This is a genomic window from Sphingomonas naphthae, assembly GCF_028607085.1.
In the GTDB taxonomy this organism is placed as follows: Bacteria; Pseudomonadota; Alphaproteobacteria; order Sphingomonadales; family Sphingomonadaceae; genus Sphingomonas_Q; species Sphingomonas_Q naphthae.
Genome location: NZ_CP117411.1, coordinates 3,540,506 through 3,555,194 on the forward strand (window position 1 = coordinate 3,540,506; position 14,689 = coordinate 3,555,194).

9 protein-coding genes and 1 tRNA gene are annotated in these 14,689 nt (G+C 69.3%); 8 read left to right on the top strand and 2 right to left on the bottom strand.

Going from position 1 to position 14,689, the window contains the following annotated elements:
• Positions 1 to 34 precede the first annotated feature (34 nt).
• Complete coding sequence (locus tag PQ455_RS17080; protein ID WP_273687432.1) at positions 35 to 1,249, top strand: FAD-dependent monooxygenase; 1,215 nt, start codon at positions 35 to 37, stop codon at positions 1,247 to 1,249.
• 120 nt (positions 1,250 to 1,369) lie between these two features.
• On the opposite strand, the gene PQ455_RS17085 is transcribed toward PQ455_RS17080, so the two are convergent.
• Positions 1,370 to 1,990, bottom strand: coding sequence for an LON peptidase substrate-binding domain-containing protein (locus tag PQ455_RS17085; protein WP_273687434.1), 621 nt, complete (start codon positions 1,988 to 1,990; stop codon positions 1,370 to 1,372).
• Complete coding sequence (locus tag PQ455_RS17090; RefSeq protein WP_273687435.1) at positions 1,990 to 2,901, bottom strand: tetratricopeptide repeat protein; 912 nt, start codon at positions 2,899 to 2,901, stop codon at positions 1,990 to 1,992. The genes PQ455_RS17085 and PQ455_RS17090 overlap by 1 nt, the downstream gene beginning before the upstream one ends.
• A 146-nt stretch (positions 2,902 to 3,047) precedes the next feature.
• Between PQ455_RS17090 and PQ455_RS17095 the strand changes: the two genes are divergently transcribed.
• From PQ455_RS17095 to bcsD, 7 genes are all read left to right on the top strand, one after another.
• Positions 3,048 to 3,122 (top strand) — tRNA-Gly (locus PQ455_RS17095).
• 449 nt (positions 3,123 to 3,571) lie between these two features.
• Complete coding sequence (locus PQ455_RS17100) at positions 3,572 to 4,033, top strand: hypothetical protein (protein ID WP_273687436.1); 462 nt, start codon at positions 3,572 to 3,574, stop codon at positions 4,031 to 4,033.
• Position 4,034: 1 nt separating this feature from the next.
• Positions 4,035 to 4,805, top strand: coding sequence for a cellulose synthase operon protein YhjQ/BcsQ (locus PQ455_RS17105; RefSeq protein ID WP_273687438.1), 771 nt, complete (start codon positions 4,035 to 4,037; stop codon positions 4,803 to 4,805).
• Position 4,806: 1 nt separating this feature from the next.
• On the top strand, positions 4,807 to 9,225 hold the full coding sequence (gene bcsA, locus PQ455_RS17110) for a UDP-forming cellulose synthase catalytic subunit (RefSeq protein WP_273687440.1): 4,419 nt from the start codon (positions 4,807 to 4,809) through the stop codon (positions 9,223 to 9,225).
• On the top strand, positions 9,225 to 11,594 hold the full coding sequence (locus PQ455_RS17115; protein WP_273687441.1) for a tetratricopeptide repeat protein: 2,370 nt from the start codon (positions 9,225 to 9,227) through the stop codon (positions 11,592 to 11,594). The genes bcsA and PQ455_RS17115 overlap by 1 nt, the downstream gene beginning before the upstream one ends.
• A 3-nt stretch (positions 11,595 to 11,597) precedes the next feature.
• Complete coding sequence (locus tag PQ455_RS17120; RefSeq protein WP_273687443.1) at positions 11,598 to 13,811, top strand: cellulose synthase subunit BcsC-related outer membrane protein; 2,214 nt, start codon at positions 11,598 to 11,600, stop codon at positions 13,809 to 13,811.
• Positions 13,808 to 14,491, top strand: coding sequence for a cellulose biosynthesis protein BcsD (gene bcsD, locus PQ455_RS17125; protein ID WP_273687445.1), 684 nt, complete (start codon positions 13,808 to 13,810; stop codon positions 14,489 to 14,491). Before PQ455_RS17120 ends, bcsD begins: the two co-directional genes overlap by 4 nt.
• Positions 14,492 to 14,689: the final 198 nt, after the last annotated feature.

Here is a 14,689-nt window from a genome sequence, read left to right on the forward strand (position 1 = left end):
CTCAGGACGAACGGTCAGGGTCTAGGAAGTCATGATGGACCGCAGCGATATCCTCATCCTCGGTGGCGGGCTGGTCGGGCTGACGCTCGCCATCGCGCTCGACCGGCACGGCATCAGCACGATCGTGGTCGATCCGGCCGATCCGGCGACGGTGCTGGGCCAGGGCTTCGACGGGCGTGCCTCGGCGATTTCCAGCGCCTCCTACCGGATGTTCGAGGCGATCGGGGTGGCCGATCGACTGACTGGGCATGGCTGCCCGATCGGCGCGATCCGCGTGACCGACGGGCTCCAGCCCAAGGGCCTGATGTTCGAGCCCGACGCCGACGACGGAGCGCTGGGCATCATGTTCGAGAATCGCCGCCTGCGCACGGTGCTGCACGAATTGAGCGCCGAGGCGCCCAATATCACCATCCGCCGCACCACCGCGAAGCATGTGGTGCGCGACGAGGCCGGGGTCCGCGTCACGCTCGCCGATGGCGGCGAGGTCGGCGCGGCGCTGCTGGTGGGGGCCGAAGGGCGCCGCTCGCCGACGCGCGACGCGGCCGGCATCCGCACGGCGGCGTGGAAATACGACCATGTCGCGATCATCACCTCGCTCGGCCACGAGAAACCGCACGGCGGGATCGCGCACGAAATCTTCTACCCCGCAGGCCCCTTCGCGATCCTGCCGCTGATCGACGATGCCGAGGGGCATCGCTCGGCGCTGGTGTGGACGGTGAAGGCCGCCGACGCGCCCGCCATCCTCGGCCTGCCCGATCGCGCCTTTCTGGCCGAGGCGGAGGCGCGGATGGGCGGGCTGCTGGGGGCCTTGCGGATGGCCTCGGGCCGGTCGAGCTATCCGCTCGGTTTTCACCATGCCGCGCGGATCACCGATCGACGGCTGGCGCTGGTGGGGGACGCGGCGCACGGCATCCATCCGATCGCGGGGCAGGGCCTCAACCTCGGCCTGCGCGATGCCGCCGCGCTCACCGAAGTGCTGGCCGATGGCGCGCGGCTGGGGCTCGACCTCGGCGACGCGCAGTTGCTGGCGCGCTACGATCGCTGGCGCGCGGTGGACAGCTTCCTGGTCGCGGCGGTGACGGACAGTCTGACGCATCTGTTCGGGATGCCGGGGCGCTTGCCGGCGGCGGTGCGGCGCTTCGGGCTGGGCGTGGTGCGCCGCGCGCCGCCGTTGAAGGCGGCGTTCATGGCCGAGGCGCGGGGCGAGAGCGGGGCGATGCCCAGGCTGCTGCGGGGTGAATTGGTTTAACCACCCCCATCGTTCGTCCCGAGCGAAGTCGAGGGACGTGCCCCGAGCGATGCGTCCGGTCGCCCGTACCTCGACTACGCTCGGCACGAACGGGACCGGGTGTTACGGCCCCTGACGGCGCTATTGCAGCGTCGGGTCTTCCGCGTCGGGCGCCATGAAGCTCAGCAATTGCAGCAGCAGGTCGGCGCGGGCCGGCAGGCCCTCGGCTTCCAGCAGCGCCTGCTTGGCGGCGATGTCGAACGGGGCGACCTGGGCGATGCCGTTGACGAGGCCCTCGTCGTCGAGCCGCGCCACCTGATCCCAGTCGATCTCGTAGCCACGCGCGGCGGCCATGCGGCGGGCGTCGCGCTCGATCGCGGCGCGGATCACGGCGGCGAGCGGATCGGGCTCGTCTCCATCCTCCTCGAAGCCATCGGTGGAGGCCTCGATCTGGAGGAAGGCGGTCGGGCGATCGAGCAATTGCACCAGCCGGAAGCGGCTGACCCCCTCCAGCACCAGATTGTAGCGGCCGTCTTCCAGCGCCTGCACGTCGATGATCTTGCCGATGCAGCCGATATCGTAGAGCCGATCGGGGTCGGCGGGGTCGCGTGGCTGGATCATGCCGATGCGCCGCTCGCGCACCAGCGAATCCTCGACCATGGCGCGATAGCGCGGCTCGAAGATGTGGAGCGGCAGATAGGCGCGCGGCAGCAGCAGCGCGCCGCCGAGCGGGAACAGCGAGAGCCGGCGGATATCGGCCATCAGCCGAACAGGATCGCCGACAGGCGGCGGCGGGTGCCGGCGACCCACGGATCCTCCAGCCCGATCGCCTCGAACAGCTTCAGAAGACGCTGGCGCGCGGCGCCCTCGTTCCACGCCCGGTCGCGCTGAATGCTGGCGAGCAGCACGTCGGCCGCCGCGTCGCGATCGCCGGCGGCGACATAGCCGCCCGCCAGTTCGTAGGCCGCCTCATGATCGTCGGGGTCGGCCGCGACCTTCGCGGCCAGCGGGGCGAGATCGTCGACCGGCGCCGCCTCGGCGGCGATGGCGACGGCGGCGCGCGCCTGGGCGATGGCCGCATCCTTGGCGGCCTCGGGCGGCAGCGAATCCAGCAGCGCGGCGGCTTCCTCGGTCGCGCCCAGCATCACCAGCGCGCGCGCCTGCCCGGCGGCGACATGCAGGTCGTCCGGCGCCATCTCGGCGATCTGGGTGAAGATGGAGAGCGCGCGCTCGGCATCGCCCGAGGCCAGCACCTCCTCGCCCATGGCGATCAGCGGGGCGATCTCCTGCTCCTGCCGGGTGGCGTCGCTCTCGATCGGCAGCTGCTTCAGCAGCTGGTCGAGTGTCTGGCTCAGCTGGCGCTCGGTGCGGGCCGACGTCAGGTCCGCGACGAGCTGGCCCTGAAACACGGCATAGACGGTGGGGATCGATTGCACGCGGAATTGCGCGGCGATCATCTTGTTCGCCTCGACGTCCACCTTGACCAGCTTCACGCCCTTCGAAGCATAATCGGCGGCGACCTTTTCGAGCACGGGGCCGAGCTGCTTGCAGGGGCCGCACCATTCCGCCCAGAAATCGAGGATGACGAGGCTCGTCATCGACGGCTCCATCACGTCGCGGCGGAATGCCTCGATCGCCTCGCGCTCGGCCGCACTCATTCCCAGCGTCGCCACGTCATTCTCCCTCATTGCGGTCGTTGCGCATATGGCCCTGCCCCTCGGATCGCCAAGTCAAAATCGGGGCTTGCGGAGCAGGAAACGCCCCGCTAATAGCGCCGCTCCCAAGCGGAGGGCAGGGCCTTTCGCTTCATGGCGCCAGAGCGGGCGTAGCTCAGGGGTAGAGCACAACCTTGCCAAGGTTGGGGTCGAGGGTTCGAATCCCTTCGCCCGCTCCAGTCGGCCGGACGGCCGGTGCAGACTATCGGACATCCTTGGAAAATCCGCAGCCGATGTCGTGCGTGCCCCGCATGTGGGCATTGACATTGGCGCACGGGCGTGAAGCCATACTTTGGCGTCGGCGGATGTGGCCCATGGCTCTGCCGCCACGCCTGGCGCGGAATCCGCTCGATCAGTCAGATCGATTTTCCTGACGACTCGGCGGACAAATCGGCGATTTGTCGCCTATCCCTTTGTTTTTACGACTCTTTAGAGGGCTTGGTGGTCCGATGCCATGTTGCGCCGCAACATGGCCCGTTAAAATCCTGTTGACCGCGACTCGAAAAGGGAGTCTGCATCGAATGTGTGGCAAAAGAGCCGAAATTTCGTCTCGATTGCTGCATTGCCACCAGAATGGATGTAAACGTCCGCCACGGTGACAGGGCATAAGCGCTTAGGGGGACAGGCGTTGAGGAACGACTCCCGGAATCTGCTCGCGAAGCTGGACCGGAGCGACTTTCAGTACCGGAGCTTCTGGGACGAGCGGCAGGCGCGTGACGAGGGCCATTATGGTTGGCCCTTGCTCGATATCGTCTATCAGGCCGCCGTCGGAGAACGCCGGGCTCAGGCTGCCGCGCAGGAAGCGGCGGCCCGGCAGGCGGCTGCGGCCGCTGCTGCCGCCGCCGCGCGTCCACCGATCGCGCCCTTCGCCTCGGCCCACGGCTACGCCTCGCCGCCCGCCCATCCGCATGCCGCGTCCCCCGCGCCTGTCGAGGCGCAGGGCGATGCCGGCCTGTTCGGCCGCTATGCCCCGCCCCGCCCGGTTCCGCCGATGACGCCGCCCCCGGCGCCCGCGCCGGCCCCCGCGGCATCCCCCGCCGCGACGCAGGATCTGTCGTCGCTGCTCCAGAGCTATTCGGGCAAGCGCTGAAATGCCGCTTCTGATCCTTCATTCTCCCAAGGGCGGCGTCGGCACGACGACGCTGGCGGCCAATCTCGCGGCGTGGATCGCGCGGAGCGGCCGGCAGGTGCTCGCGGTGGATTTCTCGCCGTTCGACAATCTCGCGCTGCATCTGCGCCGCGAGGCGCCGACCGCGCCGCCGGCCGAGCATCGCGCCTGGTCCGGTGAAGAGGGTGTCGACGCGCCCGCCGCGCCGCGCCGCGCCGAAGTGGCGCTCGCCCAGCGTGCCGAGGGCTATGGCACCGAACAGCTCATCCAGGAGATCGAGCGCGCGCTGGCGGGCGATCCCGCCAAGCAGCCGCTGGTTATCGCGGACATTCCTTCGGGCGATCAGGCGGTGGTCGATCGCCTCGCCGGGCGCGCCTTCATCCATCTGTGCGTGCTGGCGGCGGACGCCGGTTCGGCCGCGCTGCTGCCGATGCTGATGAACGAGCCGCCGGTCTCGGCGACCGCGCCGCGCCTGCATTATGTGCTCAACCGGATGGACGACCGCCGCGCCGTCGCCGCCCAGTTCGAGCGGCTGCTGCGCTCGGCGGCGGGCGACGATCTGGTCGCGGTGATCCGCGCCGACGAGGCGGTCAACGAGGCGCTCGCCGCGCTGACGCCGGTGTTCGATTACGCCCCGGCCTCGGTCGCGGCGGCGGATATCGCGGCGCTGGCCGATCGGGTCGCCGCCTCGCTCGAGACGCGCGAACCCGCCCCGGCGCCCGCCCCGCAACAACCGCAGGAAGTGACGGCCTGAGATGACCGGAGCAGCCGTCAACGGGAAGATGCAGCGCGGACTCTATCTGCTGGCGGTGATCGTCGTCGGCCTGATCGTGGCCGGCGCGGCCGTGTTCGTGGTGGCGGTGCCGCTCGACCTGTGGGAGCAATGGGCCTTCGGTCTGGTGGTGATCCTGGCCTCGCTGGTCGTGGGGCGGTGGAAATCGCGCCAGGCGACGGTGATGATCTTCGCCCTCTCCTTCCTGGCCTCGACGCGCTATCTCTACTGGCGCACGACGCAGACGCTGGAATTCGACAGCCTGTTCGGCATGCTGCTCGGCATCGGGCTCTATCTCGCCGAATTCTACGCCTACGTCATCCTGCTGCTGGGCTTCCTCCAGACCGGCTGGCCGCTCAAGCGCACCGTGGTGGAGCTGGAGGGCGCGGACGAGGATCTGCCGATCGTCGACGTGTTCATCCCGACCTACAACGAGAGCCTCGCGATCGTGCGCGAGACGGTGTTCGCGGCGATGGCGATGGATTATCCGGCCGATCGCTTCGCGGTCTATATCCTCGATGACGGGCGGCGTGAGGAATTCCGCGATTTCGCTACCGCCGTCGGCTGCGGCTATATCACCCGTGACAACAACCTGCACGCCAAGGCCGGCAACCTCAACGAGGCGATGAAGAAGACGAGCGGCGAACTGCTCTGCATCTTCGACGCGGACCATATCCCGACGCGCGCCTTCCTCCAGCTCACCGTCGGCTGGTTCCAGCGCGACAACAAACTGGGCCTGCTCCAGACGCCGCACCATTTCTACTCGCCCGAGCCCGCCCAGCGGAATCTGGTGATGGTCGAGGATCTGCCGAGCGAGGGCGACCTGTTCTACGGATCGGTCCAGTCGGGCAACGACCTGTGGAACGCGACCTTCTTCTGCGGATCGTGCGCCATCCTGAAGCGTGACGCGCTGATGGAAGTGGGCGGCTTCGCGGGCGAGACCGTGACCGAGGACGCGCACACCGCGCTCAAGATCCAGCGCAAGGGCTGGTCGTCGGGCTATATCAACGTCCGCCTCGCCGCCGGCCTCGCCACCGAACGGCTGGCGCTGCACATCGGCCAGCGCGCGCGCTGGGCGCGCGGCATGACGCAGATCCTGCGGATCGACAATCCGATGCTGGGGCGCGGCCTGCATTTCGGCCAGCGGCTTTGCTACCTCAACGCGATGCTGCACTTCCAGTATCCGCTGCCGCGCATCGTGTTCCTCACGTCGCCGCTCTGCTACCTGCTGTTCGGCTACAACGTGATCCACGCGCCCGCGTCGCTGATCTTCGCCTACGCCGTGCCGCACCTCATCAATTCGTCGCGCGCCTCGACCCGCGTGCAGGCCGGCGAACGCCGCCTGTTCTGGTCGGAAATCTACGAGACGATCCTCTGCTTCCATCTGGTCAAGCCCACGGTGCTGACCCTGTTCAACCCGCGCAAGGGCAAGTTCAACGTGACGGACAAGGGCGGCCTGCTCGACAAGGGCTATTTCGACTTCACCAGCGTGAAGCCGCACGTTTTCACCGCCTGCCTGCTCGCGCTCGGCCTGTTCATCGGCGTGGTGAAGCTGCTGATGCCGGCTACCTACGGCAACCAGTTCGGCACGCTCCTGCTCAACACCGCCTGGACCCTGTTCAGCCTGATGATCCTGACGGCCGCGATCGCGGTGGCGCGGGAATCGCGGCAGGTACGCCAGTCGGTGCGGATCGATACCGTACTGCCGGTGACGGTCTATTTCGCCGACGGCCATGTCGTCGACGCGCACACCACCAACGCCTCGCTCGGCGGCCTCGCGATCGATTTCGATCCGGGCATCCCGCTCGAGGGGCGCGAGATCACCGATGTGGTGATGGAGACGACGACCGGCCGCGCTGCCCTACCCGTGGAGATGATCGCAATGCAGGCCCACAGCGCGCGGGTGAGCTTCAACGATCTCAATCCCGCGCAGGCGCGCGCGCTCAACAATGTCGTGATGGGCCGCGCGGATGCGTGGCAGCCCGACAGGGACGAGGTCGTCAATCGCCCGCGCGGCGGCCTGACGCCGGCGCTGGACGTGTTCCGCGCCGCCGGCTCGGCCATCTTCCAGTCGCGCGGCCCGCGCCGCCGCCGGATGCGCCTGCGCGACAGCGTCGCCGCGCTGCTGATGCTGTTCATGGGGCTGGCGGCGCTGCTGCCGACCGACGCGGCGCGGGCGCAAAGCTCGTCGCAGAACCTCCAGGGCGCCGCCCCCGGCGCGGGCGAAGGCGCGCGCGGTGTCACGACCGATTACAGCAAGGTCGCCGTCGGCATGACGCGCGACATCCGCGCCTCGTTCAAGGATTTCGGCATCGAGGGCCCGGTGCGCCTCGCCACGGTGCGCGGCGAAGTCGGCATCCCCTTCGGCATGCGCCGCGACGAGGTCGCGGTGAAGGCGCAGCTGACGATCAATTTCGCTTACTCGCCGGTGCTGATCGAACAGCTCAGCCGCATGGTGATCCTCATCAATGGCGAGGTCGTCCAGTCGATCCCGCTGCTGCACGCCACCGCCAACAATCTGACGGTGACGATGCCGGTCGATCCGGCGCTGATCGTGCCGGGTGACAATCGCCTCAACCTGCGCTTCCTGGCCCATTACAAGTGGGATTGCGAAGACCCGCTGCACAGCTCGCTGTGGGCCAATGTATCGAACACGCGCTCCTTCCTGGACGTGACGATGCAGCGCCTGCCGACAAGGCCGGACCTCGGCCAGCTGCCGCTGCCCTTCTTCGATCGCCTGTCGGCCGCGCGCCTCGTCCTGCCGTTCGTGTTCGCCGGCAACCCGGACGAGGGCACGCTGGAGGCCGCCGGCTCGGTCGCCTCCTATTTCGGCATGCTCGCCAGCTATCGCGGCGCGACCTTCACCCCGGTCATCGGCGAAATCCCGATGGGCAATGCGGTGGTGTTCATGGCGCCGGGGCAGCAGCTGCCGGGCATGCCGCCGATCCGCGCTTCGGGCTCGGGCCTCGCGTTGATCCCCAACCCGCGCGATCCGCTGTCGATGCTGCTGGTCGTGATCGGCAACAATGCCGCGCAGCTGAAGGCCGCCGCCGCCGCGCTGTCGGTCGGCTCGAAGGCCTTCGGCGGGCAGGCCGTTTCGGTCTCCAACACGCAAATTCCGACGCGCGAAGCCTATGACGCGCCCCGCTGGCTTAACACAAAACGCGTGGTTCGCCTCGGCGAGTTCACCGATCCGCAAGTGTTGCAGGGTTCTGGCCTGCCGCCGGGCGCGCTCTCCTCCACCTTCCGCGTCGCCCCCGACCTGTTCTTCTGGCCGCGCGGTGGCGCCAAGCTGACGACGCGCTACCGCTATCCGACGGCGGCGTGGCTCGATCGCGGCATCTCGCGGCTCGATCTGTCGCTCAACGGCCAATATCTCCAGACCTTCCCGCTGGAGGGGACGACCTGGGTCGATCGCATGACGGGCAAGACCGAGCAGGTCTCGTCGCGCCTGTCCGAACGCTCGGCCGAACTGCCGACCTACGCCTTGTTTGGCCAGAACCGGCTGACCTTCTTCTACGATCTCCAGCTGGCCGACAAACGGCAGTGCCAGGGCACGATCCCGACCGACGTGCGCGTCTCGGTCGACCCGGACAGCACGATCGACGCGACGGGTGCCTGGCATTATGCCCGCCTGCCCAACCTCGCTTACTTCGCCAGCGCCGGCTTCCCCTTCACTCGGAAGGCCGATCTGACCGATACGGTGGTCGTCCTTTCGCCGCAGGCGGGCCTGCCGGGGATCGAGGCCTATCTGGCGCTGATGGGCCGCTTCGGCGATTCCACCGGCGCGCCGGTCACGGGGGTCAGCGTCGTCCGCGCGGCCGACGAGGAGCGGCTGCGCGACAAGGATATCCTGCTGATCGGCACGGTCGGCGATATCGCCACCGCGCCGCTGTTCGAGAAGAGCCAGCTGATGGTGCAGGAGGGGAACATCCGCGTCCGCTCCGCCTCGATGATCGACCGGCTGTTCGGCTTCCTGTCCTCGACCCCGCATGACGAGGTGCAGACGGTCAACCAGTTCCTCGTCACCGGCCAGTCGGTGACGGGCTATGTCAGCTTCCGCTCGCCTTTCACCAGCAGCCGCACCGTGGTGGCGGTGGTGGGCCAGACGGCGGCCGATCTGCCGCCGCTGGTCTATTCGCTGAAAGACCCCAAGGTTAACGCGCAGGTGCAGGGCGACTTCTCGGTCCGCTCGCCGGACGGCATGACCAGCTTCAACGTGACGCCGGGTTACTGGGTCGGCAATCTGCCCGTGCTGGTCCAGACTGGATTCTGGTTCAGCCGCCATCCGTTCCTGCTGGGCGTGCTGGCGGTCATCATCGCGCTGCTGATCTCGGTGCCGGTCTACTTCTACCTGAAGTCGGTCGAGCGGAAGCGCCTGTCGCGGAACGAGGAGGGTTGATGGCACCGCGCGTCCTGACCCTCCGTTCCGCTCTGTTCCTGTCGACGGCCGCCCTTGTTGGCGGCGTCGGTGCGAATCCGGGCCTCGCGCAGCGCGCCGGCGCCGCTTCCGAAGCGGCGGCGGCCGATGCCGCGGCGGCCAGTTCGGCGGCGCGCGCCTCGGCGGTGGCTGCCAAGGGCGGGGCCGCCGGCACCGCCGCGCTGCTGAAGCAGGCGCAATATTGGAAGGGCAAGAACCGGCCCGATCTGGCGATCGCGGCGCTGCGCCGCGCGCTGGCGGTCGATCCGAACAACGCGCAGGCCAAGGCGCTGCTCGTCGAATATTCCAAGCCGCCCGCGCTGCCATCCAATTCGGGGGTGCAGATCAGCGAGGGGCCGAAGACCAGCGGCAACGCCAGCACTCGCCTCGGCGATCGCGCCGCCGCGCAGGTGGCCGGCACGCCGCAGATCGGCGACGACAGCACGCCGGTGCCCGCCGATGTCGCCGGCGGCCGCCGCGCCTCGCCCGCCACGACGGGCGGCAACACCGGTCCGCGCACCGTCCGCCCCACGCCGCCCAAGCCTTATGTCCGCAGCGCGGCCGATCAGGCGGGCGAATATCGCATCGCCGGCTTCAAGGCGATCGAGGAGGGCAAGCTGGCCTATGCCGAGGATCGCTTCCGCGCCGCGCTGAAGATCAACGGCAATGATTATGACGCGCTGGGCGGCATGGGCATCGTCCGGCTGCGCGGCGGTCGCTTCGACGAAGCGCGCCAATTGCTCGATCGCGCCAGCAAGGGGCCGGGCGGGTCGAAGTGGAACGCCGCGCGCCAGTCGGCAGTGTTCTACGGCCAGCTCCGCGTCGCCCAGGCGGCCAGCGCGGGCAACCGTCTCGCGCAGGCCGAGGCGGCGACCAAGGCGCTCAACCCCAGCGACGCGCGGCAGGACGCGCTCGCCCGCTCGCTGCTCGGCGACATCTATGCCCGCCAGGGTCGCTATGCCGAGGCGATGCAGATGTATGCCTCCATCCCCAACGGGGGTGGGGCCGCCGGTCGCCAGTCGGTGATGGACATCCAGACCCGCCAGACGCGCCTCGCGGCGATGCAGGCGGCCTCGCGCGGCGATTATGCGGGCGCCGAGCGGATCTTCCAGCAGGCGATGGTGGCGGGCTCGACCGATCCGTGGCTGCGCTACGAATATGCCCGGCTGCTCGTCGCGCAGAATCGGGTGCAGCAGGCGGACGGGGTGATCGGCCCGCTGACGCAGTCGAACCAGTCCGAGGCGCTCTACGCCGCCGCGCTCTATTCGTCGCAGGTCAACCGCCCGCAGGCGGCGGAGCAATTGATGAGCCGCGTGCCGGCCGCCAGCCGCACGCCGCAGATGAACGCCTTCGTGCTGGAACAGCGCGCCAATTCGGCCGTCGCGCAGGCCAAGGCGCTCGCCGCCGCCGGCCGCACGCCCGAGGCTCTGGGCCTGCTCCGCCAGCTCGCCTCGCAGCCGCTGTCGATCGCGGGCGCGGGCGCGGTGTGCGATGCGCTCTACACGCTGGGTGATACGCGCACCGCCGTCGCGCTGGCGCAGTCCGCCGCCGCGCAGCCGGTGATCCCGGAACCCGACAGCTATCAGGGCATCGTCGTCACGCTCGCCAAGGCGGGGCTGGATCAGGTGGCGGTGCCGCTCGTCTCGCGCATCTCGGCGCAATCGGGGCAGAATCCGTACAACAGCCGCTCGATGGCGCGCCTCAACGCGCTGCTCGCCGCCAGCCAGGCCGATCGGATGCGCTTGCAGGGCCAGTACGCCCCCGCGTTCGAGCTGCTCCAGAACGCCTATCAGACCTCGCCGGGCGACGTGGACATCCTGGCCGCGCTGGCGCGTCTGTATCAGGCGGGCCGCCTCTATCCGCAGGCGGAGACGGTCTATGGCCTCGTCCGCCAGCAGCGGCCGAACGACGTGGGCAACCTCATCGGCTTTACCGACGCGGCGCTGGGCGCGGGCCATATCGAGGCGGCGCGCGAAAGCGCCGATCTCGCGCTGCGCCTCGCCCCCGGCGAGCCCGACATCTTCCTGCTGATGGCGCGGATCGAAACGGCGCGCGGCAAGCAGAACAATGCGCTGCGCTGGTTGCAGCAGGCACGCGACATCAAGGGCCGCCAGACGATGGTCTATGGCGCGCAACTCTCGCCGACCAACCCGTTCGTCGGCGCGCCGATGCAGAGCGCGCCGCAGCCGATCAATCCCTTCGCGCTGACCCCGCGCGCGGCCACGCCCGGCCTGCCCGGCGGCTATGCGCCGGGAGGTTATCAACAGCCGCGTTCACCTTTTTCCTTCGCCCCGATTCACACACCCGCGCCCCTGAATTACGGTGCGGCAACGCAAGTGCTGGAAGGCTAAGACATGCCCGTCGACTATCAGCCGCCGATGGACGTCCAGACCGCACCGCCGGGCTATTACCAGCCCGCGCCGGCGCTGCCCTACGCGGGCAACGCCGATGCCCAGCGCTATATGGCGGATCAGGGCGCTCAGGCCGGCGCCGGCTATGGCATGGTGCCGCCGGTCACGCCGCAGCCGATCAGCCAGGCCACCTATCAGGATAGCGGCAGCAACCCCTTCGCGGCGGCCCAGCCCGCCGTGGCGCAGGGCCTGCCGGGGGCGACCTACCAGCCCGCGCAATATGCGCCGCAGCAGAGCTACCAGCCGGCCTACCAGCCCGCGCAATATGCGCCGCAGCAGAGCTACCAGCCGGCCTACCAGCCCGCGCCGGTCTACCAGCAGGCGCCCCAGTATCAGCCGCAATATCAGGCGCCCGTCTATCAGCAGGCCCCGGCCTATCAGCCGGCGCCTAGCTACGCGCAGCCGCAGCAGCAGGCCTACCCCACCTATCGCGCGCCCAGCGAGCCGGCGCTGACCTACCCGACCGAGGCGTACAGCCGCCAGGGCTTCGGCACGCAGACCTATGGCAATGCCGATTATGCGATCGCGCCGAGCCAGGGCTATGCCGCCGCGCCACGCCCGACCTATCAGCCGGCGCCGGTCTATTCGCTGCCCGCCTACACGCAGAGCTATGCCGCGCCGAGCTATGCGGTGCCGGTCTACAGCCAGCCCGCGCCCCAGCCGGTGTATAGCGCCCCCGCTCGCACCGTGGCGAAGGCCGCGCCGCGCCGGACGTGGAAGAAGACCGCCAAGGTCGCCAAGGCCAAGCCGCGCACCAATTGGGCGGCGCGCACCCAGCAGCCGGTGACGCAGACCTACACGGCGACCGCGCCGGTCCAGCAATATGTGCAGCAGCCTTATGCCGCGCCGGCGCAGGCCTATCAGCCGGTCAGCCCGCAGCTGAACTACGGCACGCCGAACTACGCCCCCGCGCCGACCTACGCGCCGGCCCCCAGCTACGCGCCGAGCGCGCCGCTCTCCTACGCCGAGCCGACCGTCGGCTATGGCGGCGATCCCGAAATGGACCGCATCAACGCCGAGATCGCCTCGCTCTCGGTGGATAACGGGCCGCGCGTCGAAGGCGGCATGGGCGTGCGCTACCGCGATGGCGACGTCGGTCTCGGCCGGCTGACCGAAGCCTCGGGCCGCATCGCCGCCTCCACCGGCCTCGGGCCGGGCCGGGTCGAGCTGAGCGCCTCGCCGGTCTATGTCGATGCCGGTCGCCCGACGGGCACGGCGCTCGCCCGCTTCGGCACCAACCCGCTGCCCGCCGCCGAAGCGGTGGCCGGCAATTTCACGCCGGTCTACCCGGGCGCGCCGAGCCAGCACGACAGCGGCGTGGCCGTGCGCCTCGCCTATGACACCGGCAGCCTCCAGCTCGATGGCGGCACCACCCCAATCGGCTTCGGCAAGACCGAGATCCAGGGCGGCGCCCGCTTCGCCCCGCGCCTCGGCCGCGACATGACCGCGCGCATCTTCGCCGAGCGCCGCCCCGTCACCGACAGCGTCACCTCCTATGCCGGTTCGGTCGATCCGGCGACGGGCGCGCGTTGGGGCGAGGTGATGAAGAACGGTGGCGGCGTCGGCATCTCCTACGACAAGGGTGCCGGCGGCGGCTTCTATGCCGATGTGAACTATTACTATTATGATGGTCGAAACGTTCGGGAAAATTACTCGGTCGAGGGCAATGTCGGCGGTTACCTGACCGCGTGGCGCCGCGACACGACGAGCATCACGATCGGTGCGAACGTCAATTACCAGACCTATGATAACAATCAGAACTTCTTCTCCTACGGCCATGGCGGCTACTTCAGCCCGCAGCAGTATCTCGCGGTGTCCTTCCCGCTGCGCTACCGCACGATCTCCGGGCCGCTCAGCCTCGACGCGACCCTGACGCCGGGCTTCCAGACCTATCGCCAGGATGGCGAGAACGTCTTCCCGACGTCCGATCCGCTCCAGGCGCAGCTGCTGCGCTTCCGCCAGGGCAACAATGCGGTGCTGGCGCGCTACGACGGGACGAGCAAGAGCGGCTTCGGCGTCGCCTTCCAGGGCGTGGGCTGGTATCGCGTCTCGCCGCAGACGGCGGTGGGCGGCGAACTGCGGCTCAACACCTTCGGCGGCTATAACGAGGCGCAGGCCATGCTCCGGCTCCGCCAGTCGCTGGGAGCGACGCGATGATCTTCGCCTCGCGGGACGACAAGCCGACCAAGAAGAGCGAGGGCGCACCCGAGCCGGAACTGCCGCCCGACGTGGCGCCGCACACCGAACTCGGCGCCCCGCCGCTGACGACCGCCATCCCCGAGCCGCATGTCGAGGCGATGACGCCCGAACTGCCGCCGGCCTCGTCCTACGCGCCGCTCGATCCGCCGCCGGCCGAGCCGCCCGCGATGGCGCTGCACGAACATGCCGCGACCCTGCCGCCGCCCAACGCGCCCTTCGCGGTGACGACGGCGCTGGTGGTGGCGCTGCTCGACGAACTGGCCGAGGTCGCCGCCGGATCGCAGGGGCGCAATTTCCTCACCGCGCTGGGCCGCCGCATCGCGCTGCGCCACCCGCTCGCCATGCCGACCAACCTCGTCGAGATGGAAGCGCAGTTGAACGGCGTGTGGCACCTGCTGGGCTGGGGCAAGACCCGGCTGCTGGCGGGGCAGGGCGGCATCCGCATCGTCCACCACGATTGGCCGGCGGCGCTCGCGGGCGACGACACCAGCCACTGGCCGGATGCCTTCCCGATCCTGCTGTCGGGTGCCTATCACGCCTGGTTCCAGGCGCTCGGCGCGCCCGACGATCTCGTCACCGAGGTGACGGCGCTGAACCGCATGGCCATCGAACTGCACCACGGCCCGCGCGAGCATTGATCCCGGCGTGCCGTCGCGGCACGATGGCGGGATGATTTCGACCGATAATATCCTCCCCGATACGGGGAGGTGGCAGCCCGCAGGGCTGACGGAGGGGGCTGACCCCATAGCGCGGCGCTTGTGGCGAGCCCCCTCCACCACCGGCTCTGCCGGCGGTCCAGTTTCGGGTCGATCATGCCCCCGGCATGATCTTGAACT

Coding starts and splice junctions, on each gene's coding strand:
- PQ455_RS17115 (WP_273687441.1), top strand. CDS start 9,225: ATGGCACCGCGCGTCCTGACCCTCCGTTCCGCTCTGTTCCTGTCGACG.
- PQ455_RS17080 (WP_273687432.1), top strand. CDS start 35: ATGGACCGCAGCGATATCCTCATCCTCGGTGGCGGGCTGGTCGGGCTG.
- PQ455_RS17120 (WP_273687443.1), top strand. CDS start 11,598: ATGCCCGTCGACTATCAGCCGCCGATGGACGTCCAGACCGCACCGCCG.
- bcsA (WP_273687440.1), top strand. CDS start 4,807: ATGACCGGAGCAGCCGTCAACGGGAAGATGCAGCGCGGACTCTATCTG.
- bcsD (WP_273687445.1), top strand. CDS start 13,808: ATGATCTTCGCCTCGCGGGACGACAAGCCGACCAAGAAGAGCGAGGGC.
- PQ455_RS17105 (WP_273687438.1), top strand. CDS start 4,035: ATGCCGCTTCTGATCCTTCATTCTCCCAAGGGCGGCGTCGGCACGACG.
- PQ455_RS17085 (WP_273687434.1), bottom strand. CDS start 1,990: ATGGCCGATATCCGCCGGCTCTCGCTGTTCCCGCTCGGCGGCGCGCTG.